Here is a 21,343-nt window from a genome sequence, read left to right on the forward strand (position 1 = left end):
TGTATGACTAATACTGATGGATTGTCAGATCTACACGAAGAAATCAAAGTATTGGAAAAGTGGGTAAATCAGTCACTTGGTGAAAAAAAAGCTATTTTCAAAGATTTCGACGTTCAAAATAAGAATGAGTTGTATGCTGCTGCAGAAAAAATCCAAGTTACTATTAAAAAAAAGAGAATTGTGACGGAACATAAAATTCTGGCTGGTTTAACTCAATGGACTAAAATTGAACAAGAAGGGCATCAGTATGGTTATCTGTTGACTGGATTAATTTGTGAAATGCTCAAAGAACTTATCATTTTACCGAATTCTAGTTCTAAAGATAAAGAGCCTATCACAAACACAAAACTGATAGATTTTAAGCGAATAGTAGATGATGAAAGAGTACATAAGAAATTTAATCAACTATGTTATGCATTAAAACTGTTACTGCAGAACCAATTTAAAGACCGTGGGGAAAAAAAAATACCATGTGACAAAATTACCAATGAAATTAAAAAAATCGATGAATTTAACACCAGCAATTTTAAAGAATTTTTAACTGGTGAAGAGATGCAAAAGCACTCCATCTCATTAGATTTAGACCGTTACATTGAGCAATTTTGTATTGTCTGTAATGAGCTTAACAACAGGGAATTAAATTCATCGAAGAAACTTAGTATCAAGGATTTGATAAAAAGAATAAAAAAGGAGATTGATGTAACAAACCACTCAGGGTCATCTCCTATTCATATAGAAAATGATGACACAGAAGTCGAGATAGATGAAAAATCAGCAACTATTCTTGATCCTACACATGATGATATCAGTAAGCGTGCAAGTTCTATGATATCCGATGAAAAGCTCAAAAAAATTATTCAGAGACGTGAAGTCCCATTTGTAAGTAATCCACTTTATCTAGCACCCAGTTTATTACATCAGGTATACAACGTATTGCACGATTGTTATCAGGATAAAATGCTCAAAGAAAATAGTACAATCTTTTATGATCAATCTTCTTTGGCATTATGTGGCATGATGTCACTGCTGACTGGTCTGAGTCCTACTATCTTTAAAGATATTAATAATTTGATTGAAAAAGGAAAAATATTAGAAAAAACAAAAGTAAAAAGAATAAAAAAAACAAAAGTAGCAGAAGAAACAGAAGTAATCGAAGTATCTTATTATTGGGTGATTGATCCAAAGTTGAATGTAAATCATTTGGGCATTATGAGTGATAAATTACAGCGCTATAACAAAGCCTCCACTTATAAATGGCATATTCCTAGTGCTTGGATTATTCAATTAAAAAAAAATGTTATTCAAGAACTATCTGTTCCTGAATACAATCGTTTTTTAAGGCAGCTTTTCAAACCGTATAATTTGGACAAGATTTCATGTGGAATTTTAGAAAAGCAAATATATTTCCATCTGAATATGCAGACAGGTGATGATCTCGTAGCACACTTAATGGCAAATCACGATACGAATCATGTGGTTAATTGGTCCTATGAAGGGCGTAATATTGAAGAGATAAATAGACATTTTAAAAGATACATTGATTGTTTAATAAACCGAAAAAAAGGTGATCTATGGAAAAAAGAGCAGCATCCGGGTTATATCTTTGACCGAGAACAACGTATAGGTAGTCAGCGTTGCTGGACTATCAAAGCAGCAACTCAATTTTTTAAAAATCTTTATGCTTATGTACAGACTACTTTAACGAATGATGAAGTCAATCGGATTGAGAAATTAAATGCTTATAGCATTTGGATGTGGCATCTGTCTTTAATTTGCCTCACTGTACGACCCACGATGGGTATGCCAGGTTTGATCAAAAATTATGATTCAAAATCAAAATTTATCTATATTCATGACAAAAAAATTGGTTCACGACAAGAAGGTCGTTTAGTGCCTGTAGTAGGTTATTGGCAAAAGCATTTTGATGCATACAGAGAGTATATAGATAAGACAATCACTGCATTAGGCATGAAATATCTGCAGGAGCAGTGGAAAAAAAATGAATTCATGCTGTGTATTCTTATCCATCCTCAACTGACTTCCAAAAAGCATAGCGTTGACTTTATAGAAATAGCAGACAATCTTACTTTGGCACCAATGTCAGCAGCTTTTGTGACGCATTACTTGAAAGAAACAGTTCAGATTTATAAAAACTGGCCAAGGCATTTTAGCAAAAACCATCTTGAACTCAGCAGTGATATTCATAATACCCTTTATGCACATGATGGTATTGCCATGGGGTTTGGCCATACTTCATCCTTAAGTCCTTTTCATTACAAAACAGAAATTCAACAACAGGTTGAAGCGTTACTGAAAAAATTAGAAATTTTGGAGCTAGACTTGTTTACCCAGGAAAAATCGCGTGATTAACAAAGAACTAAATCAAGAGATTCTAGAGCAATTACAAAATGCGATTGAAACAGAAACAAAAGCAATTTTTAATCAAATTTCTGAGCTGATTGATCATAAATATACTCAGAAAAAGGTGAATGGTGTCGAGATTGATTTTAAACTTCTTGATCAACGAATTGCTGATAAATTTACAAACTATCAGCAAGTTTTAATAAAAGTTTGTGAGCATTCCCAGCTCAAAAAATATTTCCGCTCTTACCTCAAGGAGTGTTTTAAACACTTTAAAATTATTTGTGAACAAGAGTATCAGGAGTGGCAAAAAAAAAATCCAGATCATGCAAAAATTTACGATATTAAATTACCAGATTGGAAAATAGCAACATTACCGCGCCGCGATAATATTTTAACAGAGGACAAGTTGTGTTATGGAGCTATTCTTGCTGATTTTAAAGAAAAATTTTATGAAAAGTGGAGCTATTCTCTTAATAAAAAGACTCAAAATATAAGTTTACAATCTACAGTTGAAGCTCAGCAAAACTTAGTAAACATATTATTTGAATGTCTATGTATATCATTAATTTTCGATCAAGGATGTATTCATCCTGAACGGCTTATTGCAATTCATGATGCAATTTTTGAAATGAATCTAGACAGTGGACTGTTGCCAATTTACTCTGGTTCAAAGAATCATGCCTACGTTTTCTCATACACTCTCTCATCTCAAAAATATGGCAATTTCTACCGTTATGATAGCCAAGGAGATGTGGAATTATGGCAAACACAGCAAATATATTTTAACGCAATCTCAATGCTTTGTTATTTGCGTATCCGAGAGCATCTTCATGGTAACCAAGGTTATGCATTACAGTTTACATCGCCTCTTAGTATTTGGCAGCAAACACACGATGATCAAGATCAAAAAGTTAAGCGGGAAGATTTACTTTATAAGCGGCTAAAAGCACACTTTAAAGATGTTGTTCCTGATCATCAATTTATCAAAGAGTTTGAGCGACGTCGTTTTTCTGCTTTCAAGCATATTGATTATGTTCTTTGGCAGGAGATTCCAAATTTAGATCTATTGAGTACAAGTGTACTTAATAACAAAATTATCACTACGCCTTTGATATATGAACAGCATATAGCTATTTATCATCAGCTTGATACCTGGAAAACGATTCAAGAAAGAATTGAAAATACTCATCACACTGTAGAGCTTTCTGTTTTTACTAGTGATCAGAACGTTAAAGTTTATAATGATAAACGGATGGGTAAACGTAATGATATAAAATCATTGCTTTTATCATTTAGTGAAGATGGTAAAGAGTTGACACTAGCCAAGTTTAATGAAGCTTTGAACACAAGTATTAATAAATCAGAGGGCGATATACGTTCCTATGAAGCTGGAGAGGGGGAATATATTGATTATGTGGTGGCAATCGCACATTTACGGATATGCCAATGGTTAAAGTATGAGCTAGGTTACAATTCTGGCTCTGGTAAAGCATCACTTCAGGTGGCATCGATAAAACGTTATTATCACAGCTTCGTTTCTGACTTTTTAATTTACATTTTAGAATATCAAATAAATTTGAATAATGCCATCGAAGAACAATTTGAAGAAATGTATGAGTACCTTATTTTAGAAAAATCAATGAAAGATCAGGAAAAGCAGGAAACAATCGCTGAGAAAAATGATAATAAAAAGCACGACACCTCTGGCTATTCTTTCGCGAGGTTAAAAACATTTCATCAGTATTTGGTCAACAAGCATGATGCACCAGTAGTAGCGTACTTGTATGAACATCAGAGAGACAGCGGGAAATTTTTAAAAACACGGACCATTAGTCCGCAGATGTTTGAATTAATGATGAAAATTGTGAAAAATTATCCACACATTTTAGGCATTTCAGGGAATGAAATAGTTGCATTGCAATGGGTCTATCGACTCGCATTTAGACTAGGTTTGCGTATTGATGAAGTGACAGGCATCCGTCTCAATGATTTTGACTCTGCACAGCTTCGAAGTCATCTTAAAAATAATCGTTTATATTACGAAGCAAAGTCAGATCCTAAAGATACGACTTCAAATGAATCATCCAATTCAGATATTGAAAATCTGGTTTTAAAAATTCATTCCAACTCTCACCGTAATGTTAAAAACGAAAATGCAAATCGTCAGTTTGATTTATCCTATTTTTTAAATCCAAATGAATTTAAAGAGTTCTGTGATTTTTATAAAAAATATTTAGCTGCTTCTTTGGGCGAAGCGGAATTACAAGTACAGAATACATTACTCTTCACCTTTGAAAATCAACAATTATCAAAAATCACTAGGAGCTTGTTTAATCTGGTATTAGGGACAAGTGATCATTCATATACATTTCACGCATTTAGGCATAGTGCTGCATCACACTTAGCAATTTTATTGAAAGGCAGCCACCAGCTTATCTGTAGTTTTACTGACTATGACTCTAGGTTTGTAGGTAGGCTTAAAAAGCATATATTGCAAAATATCGATCATGCATCATTACATAGCGCAGATGTATGGCAACGTTTAGCACATCTAATGGGGCATGAAGACTTTAACGTGACCGCAAGTAGCTATATACATCATCTTAATATTTTAATTGCAGACATGTTTTATACAGCAAAACGTGAATATCAGCCTGAATTGATTGGTGCATTACTAAAAAATAGCAAAATTATTAATGCTCAATTTAAATCCTTAAAGATATCTGAGGATGAATCAGCTTTTAACATTCTTCAAAAATCTAAGTTTTTTTTAAAGGTTTTTGAAAAACATAATGATCCAAAGCAATTCTTAAAAAAAGATGAAATTGAAAAAAAACAAATGAGTTTTTTATATCCAAAAAGATTTCTAGAATCATATCAGGAATGGAAAGCAAATGACCGGATCATAAATCCTGAAGACCAGCTTGTTAACTTAATAAAGTCAATTAGTAGACAATTTTATATTTATAAAGATAAAGAAATAGCTAGAAGTGAGGAGCGTGATCTGCAAGAAATGGATTTAAATTGGGAGCGAATGATCAATTGGTCGTATTTATATGGAATATGCCAGCCATTCATAATTGACAAAGAAATTACCCCAAAAGAAATTAAAAATTTTTATTATATTTTGGAAAATAAAATTTCATTGAAAAATGATCGATCAGTTTTAGTTTTTGAAGCAGTCTGTCAAAAAGATTTAAAATTGTACGATTCATTTGTGGAGATTATTACCAAAATATATTCAGACGTAGAATCCTACTTAGATATAGAAAAATCAAGTTCAAGTGATTTTGATAAAAAAATAGGGAGTGAAGTTAAAATAAAATATTATAAAATTAGTAATAAAAAAGCAGATTCAAAGCATCATCTGATACAAAAAATTGTACTACAAAGTATCTTTTTTAAGATGAAATGCCTTGGAGTACCTTCCCTGGGTCAAAAGAAAATGGTCTAAAATGTTTTACCGGAGCAGTAGGGGGCTACAGTTTTTTTATATTAAAAAAATATATAAAAAACAGTGGTATATAACTTTATGTAATTCATGTTTGATTATTTTTTCATTATTTATGTAAGGTTCCTCTTTTTTTTTGGTCAAAAAAAGGGACACTAAGAGGGAGGTGTGCACTCTGTGAGGTTGATTTTTGATAATTTTTTTTCTTGAGAATAGCCTGGACGAGAGATTATCAAAAAAAAATACTCAATAAATAAAAAGATTTTGTATGAATCACAGAAGAAAATAATATTAAATTTAATTGTATTTTTTTATTATTCTTGTAAATTTATTCGGATATTATTTTTTAAATTTAATCTATAAAATATAAAATTATATATAAGGTAAATTTTATAGACTAGTGAGTTAATACAAATTATTTACCATATAAATTGATTTGTTTTATTCTGTAAAATAGGGAAATTAGTTTTTATTTTTTATAAATAAAAAAAATAATTTTGCTAGATTTATAATATTAAATACAGCATAGAAAACTGGGTTGTGTTTTTGGTTTGATTTTATAAGCTAATTTTTAAATAGCCTAAGCAAATATATTTCAGAAAAATAGCCCAAGCCTTTGCTTTTTAAACCTGCTGTTTTACAAAGCAAAGGCTTGGGAGTCCACCAATATGATTATTTTTAGATTTTAATGAGATCCCAAAAAATGGAGAAGATAAATTAATTAGCTTAGGTAATCCTTCTATAAGTATGCAGCATAGATTTTGAGCTAAACACGCATCCTTGTATGTAGGTAAAATACAGGGATTTTTTCGGCTAAAATTTTGAAAAAATTAAGCCAGCATTCAATTTTAAAATATCACTAAAAAATGAATAAAAAATTCTAATTTGGTTTGACCAAAGAAAAAGATACCCATATGATAATTACATTACAGCAAAATCTGTAATCGGGCGTGGAAACCTGAAAATTACTACAGAAGCATTAAAACCGCTTTAGCGGTTTTTTGTGCTTATTATGCTTAGTTTGCCATTATGGTAGGCCAGGCAGGGCAGTCTATGACTGGCCGTCTTCTGTAGTGCGGTATTTCCACCCCTGTTTGGTCTACCTCCATCTCGTGGAAAAGATGGTTGTAGATAGTCAACTCTAAACTACAGGTACTAAACATGAAGATTTTATTATCTAATCCCCCCATTTCTCTTAGGTCTCTTTTGTTAGCGCTGACTGGATATTGACGGTCATTTAATTCACAGCTTTAACCAAATCCAACTATATACATTTTCAAATTTCGTACTTGTGCGAAAGTAGGAAAGTGTTGCCTGGAGAAAATAAGAAATGGGTTCTACACGACTATTGACCAATATTATTCAGCGTAAAGTCATGTTGCCAGAAGAAATGACACCTTCAATGCAGCGTGACAATTTTGAAGTGGCACTGACTGATTTTGAAAAGCATCCAATCATCAAATGTTTATTTAAGGCGGATAACCAGCGTTCTACGGAATGTTGGAGCGTGCAAGAAATTGCAAACTTTATTGAGGATTGCACAGAAGATCAAAACATCAATTTATGCATTTTGTATTGGAAAGATATACACGGCAATATTTACATTATTGATGGAGCACATCGTCTTTCCTGTATCTATGCGTGGATTAATAGATATTTTGCGGATGAGCAAGTCACTCAAGCACCTAATTTCAATGATCCACAAAAACAAGATATTCGTTACCTCCGCAATTATTTAGGAGATCTCGCTGATTTTCAAAAAATTTGTACTGATGCCGAATTCGCAGAAAAAAAATCGAAATTAGGCGATATTAAAATCAGTTTCAGGCAGGTACTGGGAACTCCGGAAGATGCGCGACGGGTATTTCAATCGATTAACTCAGATACTAAACGTTTAGATAAATATGAGGAATATCACCTAAGAAATCGCGGTAGTGACGCGTATTATGCGATCTATGCCTGTTGTTATATCAATGACAATAAATCTAACCTAGAAGAGCTCCAATATACACGTTTAAATGGGTTGATTGAGTTAGGGGAGAGGATCCACCAGCTACTTTTTTCGACCATTTTATTAGACAATGAAATGAGTCATGGCAAAAAAATTGGCTTGGTCAATGAGCTGATGAATATCATTGCGGGTGATCAGATTCATAATATTATGAGTCTGAATCAGGGGGAGCGCGTTGAAAACCTAATGTCGCATCTGTTGACCATTCTTTGCAGAATAGCGACGCCTGTAAAAAATGCTGGGGTTCCGAGTTTGGGCTTACATCCATACTTATATTTTTATAAGGATCAGCGTTTTCAGATTACTTCTTTTCTTGCATGGTTTTCAATTGTGTATGAAATTCATGAAAGCCGCATGCAGATTCATCATCGAAAGATTAGTTTCAAGGACTTCACCCGGGTACGCCGTAGTATTGAGTTCTTGATCGCCAATTTCCCCGTGGCGACCACCGAAACGGTCGGCAAGTTCGGCAGTGGTATCAAGGGCTATGATCGGCTACAAATTGTCTATAAAGCCTTTATTTGCTTAAGCTTGGAAATGGAGGTTGATTTTGATGATGAGAAATGCCTGAATACCTTTATTCTGTCCATGTCTAAGGCCTTCAAGTACATAAACTTTAACGAGTTCTATGTCGAAAGGTTTTTGGGTGGTTATGATGATGCAGTAGTCAAGAATGTGGTGGGATATGTGGAGTCGATTAGTCCAATTTCTCGGTCAAAGCCAAAGGCCTTTTCGGCATTAACCAAGAGTCTGCTTAAGCACAATTTTGTGGTGGGTAATCATAACTTTTGCCTCATTTGTGATGGATTGATCTATCTTGATTCTACTGAATCGGATCATAGGATTGCCAAAGCCGTAGGTGGGCAAGGCGTTCTAGAGAATGGTCTGCTGGTTCATCCCATCTGTAATAGGATGAAATCAGATCTGAGCCTGGAAGAGATTAGAGCGGATTTGTTTGGTGAATTACTGTATTGAGCAGCAGAGGGGGTAAATTAATTTTCTAAAATTTATCAATGATTTAACTTTTGATATATTCAGCCAATGTGGTTGTTTTTAATTCACTTTAGAATCACAACCAGAAACTAGCTGTAGTTTCTGAATGACCGTCAAGGTCCTTAGTTTTGCCTATAGATTCCCCCTATGGGCATTTTTTTTGATCAAAAACATGTATAGGTGACTTTAAAATAAACCTTTTAGCAATTCATACGCAATAAGGCTGATACCATTAGCACAATAAAAATGAGTTCCACTCTAGTTAACATCTTAGTTCCATTTACTTTTCACTTAATTTATATAGCAGTTAACTCGTAGCATCAATGAAATAACATAACATGGAAAATAATCAAAAAGACAGAATTTGGATTTTGATCAGATCTGCTGTTTACATGCTTCTAAAGTAGCTTTGAATGTTTCACTTAACCTTTAAACTTTTTCTAAAATTAAATATATTTACATATACGTTCTAAAATTTGATAGAATTTATTAAAACTTTAGATTCTAAGTGTAAATAATGAGAAGCGCTAATATTCGACGTGATGGCTACTTAAAATTTCTGAATACATGGCAAGACCGTGATGTCATTAAAGTACTTTCAGGTGTGCGTCGCTCTGGAAAATCCACCTTATTGGCGATGTTTCAACAAGACCTAAAAGCACAGGGCGTACAAGCCGAAAACATCATTGCCATCAACTTCGAATTTATGGAATTTGAAGAACTCACCGATTACCGTAAACTACATGATTATGTATTATCCAAAGTTGATAAAAGTAAAAAAAACTATGTTTTTTTAGATGAAATACAACATGTTACAAATTTTGAGAAAGTAGTCGACTCTTTATATGTTCGGGATTATATCGATTTATATATTACAGGCTCAAATGCATTCTTTCTAAGTGGAGAACTTGCGACTTTACTTACAGGACGCTATATAGAGCAACATGTTTTACCTCTGTCATTCCAAGAATTTAAACAGTGGCATATTGAAAATAATCCGATCATCCAACAATTATCCAATCGTGATTTGTATGCCATGTATACGCGCAGTAGTTTCCCTTATACGCTTGCCATGACTAGCCAGCAGGAAACCTATGATTACTTGCAAGCGGTCTATGCCAGTGTAATGTTTAAAGATGTTATTCCCCGTTTGAATACTGCCGATATTAACTCTCTCGAGCGTGTCGCAAGATATTTGGCAAGCGTGACAGGCTCACCTATTTCCATCAATAAAATTAAAAATACCTTTGTTTCAAGTGGGGTTAAGATTTCATTTGAAACAGTAAAACGCTATATTCAGGGCTTACAGGACAGTTTGCTATTTTATAGTGCCGCACAGTTTAAAGTACGCGGGCGTGAGTTATTACAATCCTCTGAAAAATACTATTTAGTTGATGTCGGATTGCGCCGGATTATGTTGCCTGATGCTAATGCTGATCAAGGTCATATCTTAGAAAATGTGATTTATCTTGAGCTTGTCAGACGAGGTTATACGGTCTATGTAGGGCGGGTTGATGAATATGAAATTGATTTTGTTGCTGTCGATACTTTTCAGAATTTAACTTATTATCAGGTGGCATTAGAAACGCTCAATGAGGAGACACTCAGCCGAGAATTACGTCCATTACAGAAAATTTCTGATTCGTATCCCAAGTATTTGCTTACCTTAGACACGATAGGGACTGAAGCGAATTATAATGGTATTGTAAAAATGAATGCTCTCGATTGGTTGCTATCTGAAAATAAGTAAAGTTGAGGGTAGACATGGATACTCTTATTTATTAATTAAAACTCAAAGACTTTTCAGCATCATTCAAGAATGTATTCAAGCATAATTTCTGCTCCAATTGTGATGGATCGATTTACCTCGATTCGATTGAGTCAGACTATCATGATTGAGCCAGAGTCGCTTACTGAAAGTAGCGAGAATTGCGCTGGAGTTTCTGAAGGATATTAATTCCGGCACTGTTGCAAATAGAGATTTGAGTCGATGATGTTCCCTTTAAAAAGTACTTAGAGACCGAAAACCCTGTTGATTAGACACACTTCACCCTGAGGCTGACCATAATAAAATGACGATGCTTGTCCTTTACGTAGTGCACGCATGACTTCAATACCTTTAATTGTGGCATAAGCCGTCTTCATAGATTTGAATCCTAATGTGGCCCTGATGATCCGCTTTAGCTTGCCATGATCACATTCAATCACGTTATTTTTATACTTAATCTGCCTGTGCTCAAGGTCTGGTGGACATTTACCTTCCCGTTTTAACCGTGATAAAGCACGTCCATATGTGGGTGCTTTATCCGTGTTGATCACTTGTGGAATTTGCCACTTCTTCACATTATTTAAAATTTTTCCAAGAAAACAATATGCTGATTTGGTATTACGTCTAGAAGAAAGATAAAAATCAATGGTATCGCCACGTTGATCGACTGCACGATACAGATAAGACCATCGTCCATTCACTTTTACATAGGTTTCATCAATATGCCACGAGCTCAGATCTGTAGGATTACGCCAATACCAGCGTAAACGTTTTTCTATTTCAGGAGCATAACGTTGAACCCAACGGTAAATAGTCGTGTGATCAACATTCACACCCCGTTCGGCCAGCATTTCCTGCAGTTCACGATAGCTAATGCCATATTTACAATACCAGCGCACAGCCCAAAGAATGATTTCGCCCTGAAAATGCCGACCATGGAAAGGATTCATATGCTGCACCTTTAGCTAAAACAGTCTTCAGCTTACCATTCGTGGTTATTTGCAACAGTGCCAATAGAAGTGTAATACAGGAAAATGGTAAGGTTTATCAGCCTAGTCATCTGTCCATTATGTAGAAAGAGCAGCACTTTAATGTTTATGCTGTTCCAATGTATTACATTCCGTACTTTCTATTTGTAACGTAATTTCAGTAATACTATGATTATGTTTTAGAACGTCTAAGGCCTTTTGATAGAGTTGATCTGTATTGCTATTCGGAGCAACCAAATGAGCAGTTAAATGAATATTTTTTGAGGATATAGCCCAGACTTTCAACTGATGAATCCCTTCAACACCCTCTAGCATCAATAAATCATTTCTTAACGACTCAATATCAATCTCATCAGGAACTCCTTCAAGCAGAATATTAATACTTTGTTTTAATAAAATCCAAGTTCGAGGTAAGACCCAGAAGCCAATTAACACAGCGATTACGGTATCAACCCACATCCACTGGGTAAAATAAATAACTATTCCTCCGATAATCACGCCTATCGATCCTAGAGCATCACTAAGAACTTCTAAATATGCACCTTTTATATTTAGACTTCCTTCAGCACTAGCAGAAAGGATTTTCATTGAAATCAAATTTACGACCAAACCAATGACCGCGACAATCATCATTTCAACACTTTGAATTTCAGCAGGGTTCGTAAAACGTTGATAAGCTTCATATACAATATATATTGCTACCACAAAAAGCATCACCGCATTAAACAGAGCCGCTAAAATTTCAAATCGCTGATAGCCAAAAGTTCTTTTATCATCTGCGGCTTTTTTACCAATTTTGATAGCGGCAAGAGCAATAGCTAAAGCGGCTACATCAGTAAACATATGAGCTGCATCAGATAACAAAGCCAAACTTTGGGTAATAAAAGCAGCGACAACTTCTACTATTAAAAAAGTAGTCGTTAAACCTAAGGCAACCATTAACTTCTTACTATTTTCTTCAGTAACAACCGCATGGCTATGATCATGATGTTCTGACATAAAATATTTTCCTTATTCTATTTATGATGAGCAGAGATATTGGATAACAGCCAATATCTCTGCTGTAAATCGACTAATCTATTGGATTAAGAAACTTTCTTTTCATTCATCCAGCGGTACAGTACGGGCAATAAAACCAATGTAAGCAGGGTAGAGGAGATAATTCCTCCAATAACCACTGTTGCTAAAGGTCTCTGTACTTCTGCCCCAGTTCCGGTTGCCAAAGCCATCGGGACAAACCCAAGGGACGCCACACAAGCGGTCATCAGCACAGGTCTAAGACGCAAAATTGCACCCTGCCACGTTGCATAATAAAGGTCATATTGTTGTCGCAACTCTTTGATAAAGGTGAGCATGACTAAGCCATTCAGTACAGCCACCCCCGATAGTGCAATGAAGCCAACCCCTGCTGACATGGATAATGGAATGTCACGCAACCACAACGCGATTAAGCCTCCACATAAGGCAAACGGTACACCACTAAAGACCAGTAAGCTTTCTTTGATATTATGGAATACAGCCATCAATAAAATAAAGATCGTCAACAATGCGAGCGGAACCACCAATTGCATACGCGCTTTTGCAGACATCAGATTTTGAAATTGACCGCCATAATCTATCCAATAACCGCTTGGTAATTCCTGTTTGGATAACGTGCTCTGAAGCTCTGTTACGAATGAGCCTAAATCACGTCCTTCTACATTTGCAGTAATAACCACTCGACGTTTACCATTTTCACGGCTGACCTGATTAATACCCAGGATATTTTCAACGCGTGCCACATCTTGCAGTTGGACTAAACCACCATTCGGCAATTGAATAGGAAGTACCGCTAACTGTTCAGGACTACGCTGGGATTCATCTAGACGGATGACAAAATCAAAACGCTTGTCTCCCTGTAAAATTGTTCCAACATTCTGGCCACCGACACTTGTAGCTACCAGATCCTGAATTGCTCTTACCGACAAGCCATATTGTGCAGCTCTGGACTTATCCACCTCTACATTCAACAAGGGTAAGCCACTGGTCTGTTCTACATTAACGGCTGTCGCGCCTGAAATTGAGTTAATTTTTTGAGAAATTTTATTCGCTTCGCGATTTAGAATCTCCATGTCATCACCAAATAATTTGACACCCACATCACTTCGCACCCCTGAAATTAACTCGTTAAAGCGCAGTTCAATGGGTTGCGAGAACTCACTGTTATTTCCCGGCAATGTCGCTAAGAAAGTAATCATTCTTTGGCGAAGCTCATCAATCGTTTGTTTTGGATCAGGCCATTCATCATGAGGTTTTAACAGTACCACGCCATCTGAAATGTTGGGTGGCATAACATCTGTGGCCACTTCTGCTGTACCGGTACGGGCAAAGATCGCTTTAATTTCAGGAAATTCTTTCAACAGTAACTTTTCAGTATTTTCCTGCATTCTCAGTGACTGTTCTAACCCTGTACTTGGGGAACGCATTTGCTGAACAGCAAAATCACCTTCACCCAGTTGAGGTGCAAACTCGCTACCTGTTTGAGTGGCTAGCACGCCCGTAAGCACTAAAATACAGGCAGCCACAATAGTCACAAATAAACGAAGCTCATAGGCTTTATCTAAAAGCAGTTCATATTTGGTTTTAAGCCAATGCATCCAGCGACTTTCGGTTTCCTTGACTTCTCCAGTGACAAATAGGGCAACTGCGGCTGGCACAAAAGTGACAGATAAAATCATGGCCCCAATTAAAGCCAGTACAACAGTCATTGCCATAGGATGGAAAAGTTTGGCTTCTACACCCGTCAGGGTAAAGATAGGTAGATAAACCACCAAAATAATTAACTGTCCAAAAATCAGAGGACGACGCGCCTGTTTTGCAGCCAAGAAGACTTCTTTAAATCTTTCAGAACGGCTAAGTAAACCACCTTTCAGCTTCTGAGCTTCTGCTAGCCGACGGATACAGTTTTCTACAATAACCACTGCACCATCAATAATAATACCGAAGTCCAGTGCCCCTAAACTCATCAGATTTGCACTAATCTTCTGCTCTGCCATTCCCGTCAAGGTAAACAGCATTGACAGTGGAATAACGCAAGCCGTGATCAGCGCAGCACGGAAATTACCTAGAAAGAGAAATAAAATAACAATGACGAGGATTGCACCCTCAATCAAATTTTTCTGAACGGTTTTGATCGCCCGATCAACCAAATGCGTACGGTCATACACAGTCTCAATCACCACACCTTTAGGTAGCGATTGCTGGATCGATTGCACCTTTTCATCAATGGCTTGAGCAACGGTACGGCTATTTTCTCCCATCATCATCATGGCAATACCCAATACAGTTTCTTCACCATTATAGGTTGCAGCCCCTGTTCTCAAGTCATGACCAATTGAGACATTGGCGACATCTGCCACCCGAATCGGATAGCCGTTTTTATTGGCAATACTGATGTTCTGGATATCTTCAATCGTGTTTAAAGTGCCGGGAACACGAACCGTTAGCTGTTGTCCATTTTTCTCAATATAGCCAGCACCACGGTTTTCATTATTCTCTGTTAAGGCAGTTTGTAAATCAGACAAAGGAATTTGCAATTGTTGCAATCGGTTCAGATCAGGGGCAACCACATAGGTTTTATTAAAGCCACCGATACTGTTGATCTCAGCAACGCCTTTTACGCGCTGTAATTGCGGTCTTACAATCCAATCCTGAATTTCACGTAAATCCATCGCCGAATAAGGGGTTCCATCCGGCTTTTTAGCATTTGGTTCGGCTTTAATCACCCATTGATAGATTTCACCTAAACCTGTCGAAATAGGCGACATGTTAGGTTGCACATCTTCAGGCATTTCTCCCATTGCTTCTTGCAAGCGCTGGTTGATAAGCTGTCTGGCCCAGTAAATATCCGTGCCATCTTCAAAAATGATGGTCACTTGCGATAAGCCGTAGCGTGAAATCGAACGGGTTTGTTCCATTTTCGGCATGCCTGACATGGCATTCTCGATTGGATATGTAATCCGCTGTTCCATTTCTAAAGCCGTAAAACCATTGGCTGAAGTGTTAATCTGCACCTGAGTATTGGTAATATCTGGTACAGCATCAATCGGTAACTTTTGATAACTATAAATACCAATAGCAATCCAAGCCGCAATAAACAGCATGACCCAGATTGCGTTATGGATAGAAAACTGGATCAGTCGATCAAACAGTCCTTCAGGTTTTACCGATTCGTGGTCTGGAATTTGAGGAGTTTCAGTGCTCATGTGAAGCCTCTCCTTTTTCCAGCTCGGATTTCAGTAAAAAACTGCCTTGAGCGGCATATTTTTGTCCCTGACTAAGCCCACTCACCACTTCAATCCATTGGCTCTCCCCAGATGATTGCCCTAATTTCACCGGTTGCGGACTGAATTCAACTTTTTGTCCATGCTGAGTGGCGACAAAAACCACATCTTTTCCATCGACATTCTGAACTGCGGACTTAAGTACCCGTAATGCGGTACTTTCACTCCGTTGTTGCAACTGTACGTTCACCATCAAGTTTGGACGTAATTCGGTTGCATTCGATTCAACTTTTGCTCGCACCTGAAGACGACCTGTTTGAATATCCGCTTCAGTATTTAAAGTCTGAATAACAGCCTGATAGACCTTTTCCGTTTGCAAGGATTTAAATTCGATCTTTTGATTCGGGGCTAAGCCCATAATTTCAGAATTTGGAACAATAAACTCAAGCCAGAGTTGATCTAACCGGTCTATCGTAAAGAGTTGATCGGCTAACTGAACATTTTCCCCGAGAACCAAATCCTTTTTACTGATCACGCCAGAAATGGGAGCTTTCAAAATATAGCGTCCGTTACTGGCATTCACTGCACCAAATGCACTTAAACGTGATTGGGCCGCTTGAACCTGAATTTGTGCCCGTTTATAGCTGTTATAAGCACGTTGATAGTCCTGTTTTGCTGAAATGCCCTGTGACCAAAGCTGACGCTCACGATCATAGTCTTGTTTCGCCAGTTCAAGGTTGGTTTGTTCAATTTTAAGATTGGCCTGCTGATCAACTAGATCAGGAACAAGCAACGCAGCCAAAGGCTGTCCTTTCTGAACTTTTTGACCGAGTTCTACATAAACATTTTCTACATGACCGCTAAAACTCGGTGAGACATGCGCTTGCTGATCCGTATTCACATTCAGTTTGGCAGGATAAGAACTTAATTTAACCACCGGACCTTGATCGACCGCTGATAACTGTATGCCCTGTTCCACCAGTTGCTTGGCCGTCAGGCTCACGCCTTCTGCATGCTCTTCGGTTTCACCGCCATGTTCTTCACTTCCATGTTCCTCTGCGCCTTCTTCCTCTGCATGTTCATCTGATGTTTCAGATTTATTCTTACCAGTTAAGATCAAGAAAATACTGAGGAGTACGGTTGCGCCGATGACCAAACCAATCAGTAGAGGTTGAGAGATTTTTCCGCTCTGTTTTTTTAAGCTGTTTTTAAGATCGAACATGTTAATTTCCCCCACCAATGACAGGCATGGCCTGTATGTCTTGCCATAAGTTTTGATTGATTTGTGCAATAGCATCTTTCGACATGACTTCACTTGGGCTAATGCCTAAGCTCAAACTTTCTGCTTCAATGGCCTTTTGCCAGCCATCCCGTAACAACTGGACTTTACGCAGACGGATGTCTTGTAATTGAAGCGTAGCTTGCTGAACATCGGTTAAAGCAAACTTGCCTGCCAAGAAACCTTGTAGCGTCTTACTTTGAACTTGAGTCGCCAAAGGAATTTGAGTCTCGTCAACGACTTTGAATTGCAGCTCTAAACCCTGCAACTCGGTTAAAATTGTGCCTATTTGCAGCGCATTTTGCTTTAGATAAAACTCTTTCTGACGCTCTAATAAGTTCATTTTTTCTTGCGCGATTTTTATGCCATTTTGCTGACGATCGAAAATATTAAGCGGTACACTGACTCCGACTACTAATTGATTTTGTGTGGAGTTTTCCAAGGATTGGGTGCGGTTGACACCTAGGTTTAAAGTGGGGTTAGGACGTGCCTTTGCCCTTAGTTGATCAACCGTTGCTTGAGACTCTAATACCAGTAAAGCTCGATATTTCTCAACGTAGTTTTCCGCTAAATATTCTTGAACCTGCTGATGAGTCGATTTTGGCCAGAGCTTTTGTGAAGAGAGGTTTACCTGCAATGACTTATCAGAGGTTCCCCATAAATTTGATAATTGTTGGGTGGCCACTTGGACTTGTAAGTCGGCCTGTCTAAAAAGACGGATATTTTCAGCATGACTTAAACGTGCGCGATTCACATCTACTTGCGCGATACCGCCCGCAGTAAAGCGCTTCTCGATCGCTTTAAGGTTTTCTTCGCTCACCCGAAGTTGTTCATTGACAATGTTTCTTTCAAGTTCGGCAATGGCCAGTTGTGACCATACATATTTCACTGCAAGCTCAATTTGCGCTTGATAAATCTTCTGCTTCAGTGCTGTTTTATCTGTAGAGAGACTGGCTAATTTTTGGTTTGCTTTTCGCTCACCAAAAATATCCAAAGGTTGTGATATACCGATGGCAAGCTCTTTTTCATTATTTGAACCAAAGCCCGTTTGTTCAACTGACAATTCAGGATTTTTAAACAGCTTACTTTGCTGAAGATTCGTGGCATTAATACTATTTTGCGTTTCCCAGAAATTTTGGGACGCTTGATATTGGTTAACCTGCTCAATAGCTTGCTGCAGCGTTAAATCTTGAGTACTGGCGACTACGGAAGTACTGAAGCTGATCATTGCAGATAGCAAGATACCGCTACCTAAGGCTGACCAGGATAAATTCAGGATGGAGGTATCCTGATGTAATTTGTTTTTTGACATGAAAATGCCCCACGCATAATGAAATTAGGAGTGGTGGGCTTTTATAAGACTACCCCACCAATAGTAGGGGCAAATCAGGAGGGGGTGTTAATTGATTCAGATAAGGGGATTTATAAAAAGTTATTCCCAAATAAGTTGGGGTAATGCCGGTCTCAAAATTAGCTTTAAGCTTCAGATCATCGGGTGGGTCAATCTGAATCACGATTGTATTTGAGAAATGACTGCACTTTTCGTTAAAACAAACCTTCTGACAATAGTCATAAATTTCTTTATAGTTTTCTAGGGAATAAAGTGCTTGACGAGGACTATCACTCTTTTCGTCTAAATCGATTGGATTAGAGAGTATTGAATTGGGTATGTTTGGCATTTCATGCAGACAAGCAGCCTCTGCCACACTCCAAATATTCTGGAATGTGAATAAGAGTACCAATATCTGGATTAGAAATGTTTTTCTCTTCATACACAAATCTGTATTTAAAACACCAATCGGAAGCTAACCAAAGCTATCTAAGATCTGATCACAAAATTTAAGTCACCTTAATCTTTTTTCAGCCTTAAGTAAAGATATACAGAGTTTTTGAAAAAAGCATAGGTCTAGATAATCAAGCTAGATTTTTTAGAACTCCACATTGGTCAATTGTACATAAACCATCACAAGTACCTCTTAAATCAGATAATTGTTCAATAAGCTTTTGTTGCTTGATTATATTTTCTCTGATAGCACTGACATGTAAGTCAATTAATTCATTCACATCTGAACAATTTTTCTCAGGTTTGTCTTTATAGGTAAGTAATTGACGAATTTCATTCAAACTCATATTTAAAGTTCGGCAATTCAAAATAAACTTAATTCGCTCAACATAGCCTATATCGTAAAGGCGGTAATTTCCTTCCGTTCTTTCGGGTTCCGGAATTAAACCTTCCTTTTCATAAAACCTAATTGTTAATACTGAACATGAGGTTTTTTTAGAGAGTTCACCAATTTTTAAATGCATTGAGTTGGTATTTCCAAAAAATCTTGACTCTATAGTAACTATAGGGATTCTAATATTCAAAGTTTATAAATTTTTTTAATGGGTATAACTATGAGTGGCTGTGGATGTAGTAAAGAAACACCATGCAAAGATAAGAAATCTCAACAAGAAAATCATCCATCAATTGCAGAAGCAAGCAATTCAAAGAATTGTGATAATACGCCTAGCTGTTGTGGTGAAGAGGAAGAAGAAAAATCTTCATCTCCTTGCTGTAACACTTCAAACAGTTGTGAAGATACCGCTCAATCCTGTTGTGGTTCTGATCCCAAAGAAAATTTAAGCACTGAAAACGTTTTAAAAGATTCGCACTACATGAGTGAATACTTAGTTCCCAAAATGGATTGTTCTGCGGAAGAACAGATGGTTCGTATGGCGCTATCTTCAATTGATGGTGTTCAAAAACTCATCTTTGATTTACCTAACCGGTCTTTAAAGGTTCTACATAATCAAAAAGATGAAAATATAACTACCAAACTTGAAGCTTTGGGTTTTGGTGCAAAGCTTGTGAAGACTGAAACTTATATAAGCAATCAACAGGCTAAGCAAACAAGTACCTATACCATTCCTAAAATGGATTGCTCTGCTGAAGAGCAAATGGTCCGTATGGCTCTTGCAGATATTGAAGCAGTTAAAGGTCTTACTTTTGATCTTCCCAATCGAAAACTGAAAGTCTTCCATAATGAAGGGATTCAGCAAATTACGGCCAAACTTGAAGGACTGGGTTTTGGGGCGAAACTTGATGAAACACAGCTTTCTTCAGGCGATATACCTAATGAACCTGATCCTGTGAGACAAGCTAAAGTACTTAAACTGTTATTAGGCATTAATGCTCTACTTTTCTTTATAGAATTCATCAGCGGAATTATTGCTGCGTCTACAGGATTGATTGCTGATTCTCTAGATATGTTTGCCGATGCAGCCGTTTATGGTATTGCGCTATATGCCGTCGGAAAAGCTGCGAAATATCAAGTGAAAGCAGCCCATTTCGCAGGTTGGATTCAGTTATTACTTGCTGTCATCGTGATTATTGATGTCATTAGACGATTCATGTTTGGAAGCGAGCCAGAATCAACGCTCATGATTGTTATTGGCCTGCTCGCACTTATAGCTAACGTGACATGCTTATATCTTATTTCTGGTCATCGAGAAGATGGCGCACATATGAAAGCCAGTTGGATTTTCTCGGCGAATGACGTTGTCGTAAATATGGGCGTTATATTTGCCGGTGTACTCGTGGCGTGGACGGGATCAGCTTACCCAGACTTAATCATTGGCATCCTGGTTTCTTTATTCGTGCTTAATGGTGCTCGAAAGATTTTGGCTTTGAAGTAAGAGTATCGAAAATGAATCTATTTCAAGTTAAACAAAATCAGATCGTCAAAATTAGAGATCTCAAAAAAGGTAATCAATACAGTCATACCACTGATCCCGTATTGGAACGGCTCCAACTATTAGGTTTTAGAGAGGGTGAAACTCTACAAGTACTCGCTAAAGGTGTTTTTGGCGGAGATCCTGTTTTAGTTCAAATTGAAACTTCAAGATTCGCATTAAGAAAGAATGAAGCTGAAAGAATTTTTGTAGAGTTAGTATCCAATGAAGATTAAGAACATTGCATTAGTCGGTAATCCAAATTGTGGAAAAACCTCTTTATTTAATACGCTTACTGGTACGCGACAAAAAGTTGCCAACTATGCTGGGGTTACCGTAGAAAGAAAAGAAGGTTCTTTTAAATTACCTTCTGGTGATGCAATACTGATGTGTGCTTAAAAAACAGGAGGGTTTAACTTGGTAAACTATACATACTCATTAGGAGTTTACCATGAGCAAGAAACAGAAGACTTACACCGCAGAATTTAAAGCTGAAGCCATAAAAGCCATTG

The 21,343-nt window shown here is 37.0% G+C and carries 13 protein-coding genes and 1 pseudogene; 7 read left to right on the top strand and 7 right to left on the bottom strand.

The features are described 5' to 3' along the window. The first annotated feature begins 3 nt into the window (after positions 1-3). The 4 genes from FTV42_RS12620 to FTV42_RS12635 all read left to right on the top strand — a co-directional run bounded on the left by FTV42_RS12620 (position 4) and on the right by FTV42_RS12635 (position 10,569). On the top strand, positions 4-2,370 hold the full coding sequence (locus FTV42_RS12620; RefSeq protein WP_257223449.1) for a hypothetical protein: 2,367 nt from the start codon (positions 4-6) through the stop codon (positions 2,368-2,370). Then, positions 2,363-5,818: an integrase gene (locus tag FTV42_RS12625; protein ID WP_180038965.1), complete on the top strand. Its 3,456-nt coding sequence runs from the start codon at positions 2,363-2,365 to the stop codon at positions 5,816-5,818. The genes FTV42_RS12620 and FTV42_RS12625 overlap by 8 nt, the downstream gene beginning before the upstream one ends. Positions 5,819-7,145: 1,327 nt before the next feature. Next, a complete protein-coding gene (locus FTV42_RS12630; protein ID WP_180038966.1) occupies positions 7,146-8,801 on the top strand; it encodes an HNH endonuclease signature motif containing protein in 1,656 nt (551 codons plus the stop codon). 535 nt (positions 8,802-9,336) lie between these two features. After that, a complete protein-coding gene (locus FTV42_RS12635) occupies positions 9,337-10,569 on the top strand; it encodes an ATP-binding protein (RefSeq protein ID WP_171265371.1) in 1,233 nt (410 codons plus the stop codon). Positions 10,570-10,832: 263 nt separating this feature from the next. On the opposite strand, the gene FTV42_RS12640 is transcribed toward FTV42_RS12635, so the two are convergent. From FTV42_RS12640 to cadR, 7 genes are all read right to left on the bottom strand, one after another. Further along, a complete protein-coding gene (locus FTV42_RS12640) occupies positions 10,833-11,537 on the bottom strand; it encodes an IS6-like element IS1006 family transposase (protein ID WP_001067784.1) in 705 nt (234 codons plus the stop codon). A gap of 138 nt (positions 11,538-11,675) precedes the next feature. Next, positions 11,676-12,575 carry a cation diffusion facilitator family transporter gene (locus tag FTV42_RS12645; protein WP_180038967.1) on the bottom strand — a complete coding sequence of 300 codons (900 nt, stop codon included), beginning with the start codon at positions 12,573-12,575 and terminating at the stop codon, positions 11,676-11,678. Positions 12,576-12,661: 86 nt separating this feature from the next. Continuing rightward, positions 12,662-15,820, bottom strand: a complete 3,159-nt coding sequence (locus FTV42_RS12650; RefSeq protein WP_004733184.1) for an efflux RND transporter permease subunit — start codon at positions 15,818-15,820, stop codon at positions 12,662-12,664. Further along, on the bottom strand, positions 15,810-17,060 hold the full coding sequence (locus FTV42_RS12655) for an efflux RND transporter periplasmic adaptor subunit (protein WP_180038968.1): 1,251 nt from the start codon (positions 17,058-17,060) through the stop codon (positions 15,810-15,812). Before FTV42_RS12655 ends, FTV42_RS12650 begins: the two co-directional genes overlap by 11 nt. A gap of 1 nt (position 17,061) precedes the next feature. Further along, the gene (locus tag FTV42_RS12660) at positions 17,062-18,429 is read right to left on the bottom strand and encodes a TolC family protein (protein WP_180038969.1); all 1,368 of its coding nucleotides are present in this window, start codon (positions 18,427-18,429) and stop codon (positions 17,062-17,064) included. A gap of 49 nt (positions 18,430-18,478) precedes the next feature. Beyond that, complete coding sequence (locus tag FTV42_RS12665; protein WP_131367341.1) at positions 18,479-18,889, bottom strand: hypothetical protein; 411 nt, start codon at positions 18,887-18,889, stop codon at positions 18,479-18,481. A 142-nt stretch (positions 18,890-19,031) separates the two neighbouring features. After that, entirely contained in the window at positions 19,032-19,424 is a 393-nt protein-coding gene (gene cadR, locus FTV42_RS12670; protein WP_004733193.1) for a Cd(II)/Pb(II)-responsive transcriptional regulator, read from the bottom strand. Positions 19,425-19,514: 90 nt separating this feature from the next. Here cadR and FTV42_RS12675 point away from each other — a divergent pair, with 90 nt between their 5' ends. From FTV42_RS12675 to FTV42_RS12685, 3 genes and pseudogenes are all read left to right on the top strand, one after another. After that, complete coding sequence (locus tag FTV42_RS12675) at positions 19,515-20,795, top strand: cation transporter (RefSeq protein WP_180038970.1); 1,281 nt, start codon at positions 19,515-19,517, stop codon at positions 20,793-20,795. Positions 20,796-20,806: 11 nt separating this feature from the next. Beyond that, on the top strand, positions 20,807-21,067 hold the full coding sequence (locus FTV42_RS12680) for a FeoA family protein (protein ID WP_004665962.1): 261 nt from the start codon (positions 20,807-20,809) through the stop codon (positions 21,065-21,067). Further along, positions 21,057-21,215, top strand: a pseudogene (locus FTV42_RS12685) (FeoB small GTPase domain-containing protein); the annotation flags it as partial. The gene FTV42_RS12680 and the pseudogene FTV42_RS12685, both read left to right, overlap by 11 nt. Positions 21,216-21,343 lie beyond the last annotated feature (128 nt).

Origin of the sequence: Acinetobacter sp. YH16052, assembly GCF_013417155.1 — a bacterium.
Lineage (GTDB): Bacteria > Pseudomonadota > Gammaproteobacteria > Pseudomonadales > Moraxellaceae > Acinetobacter.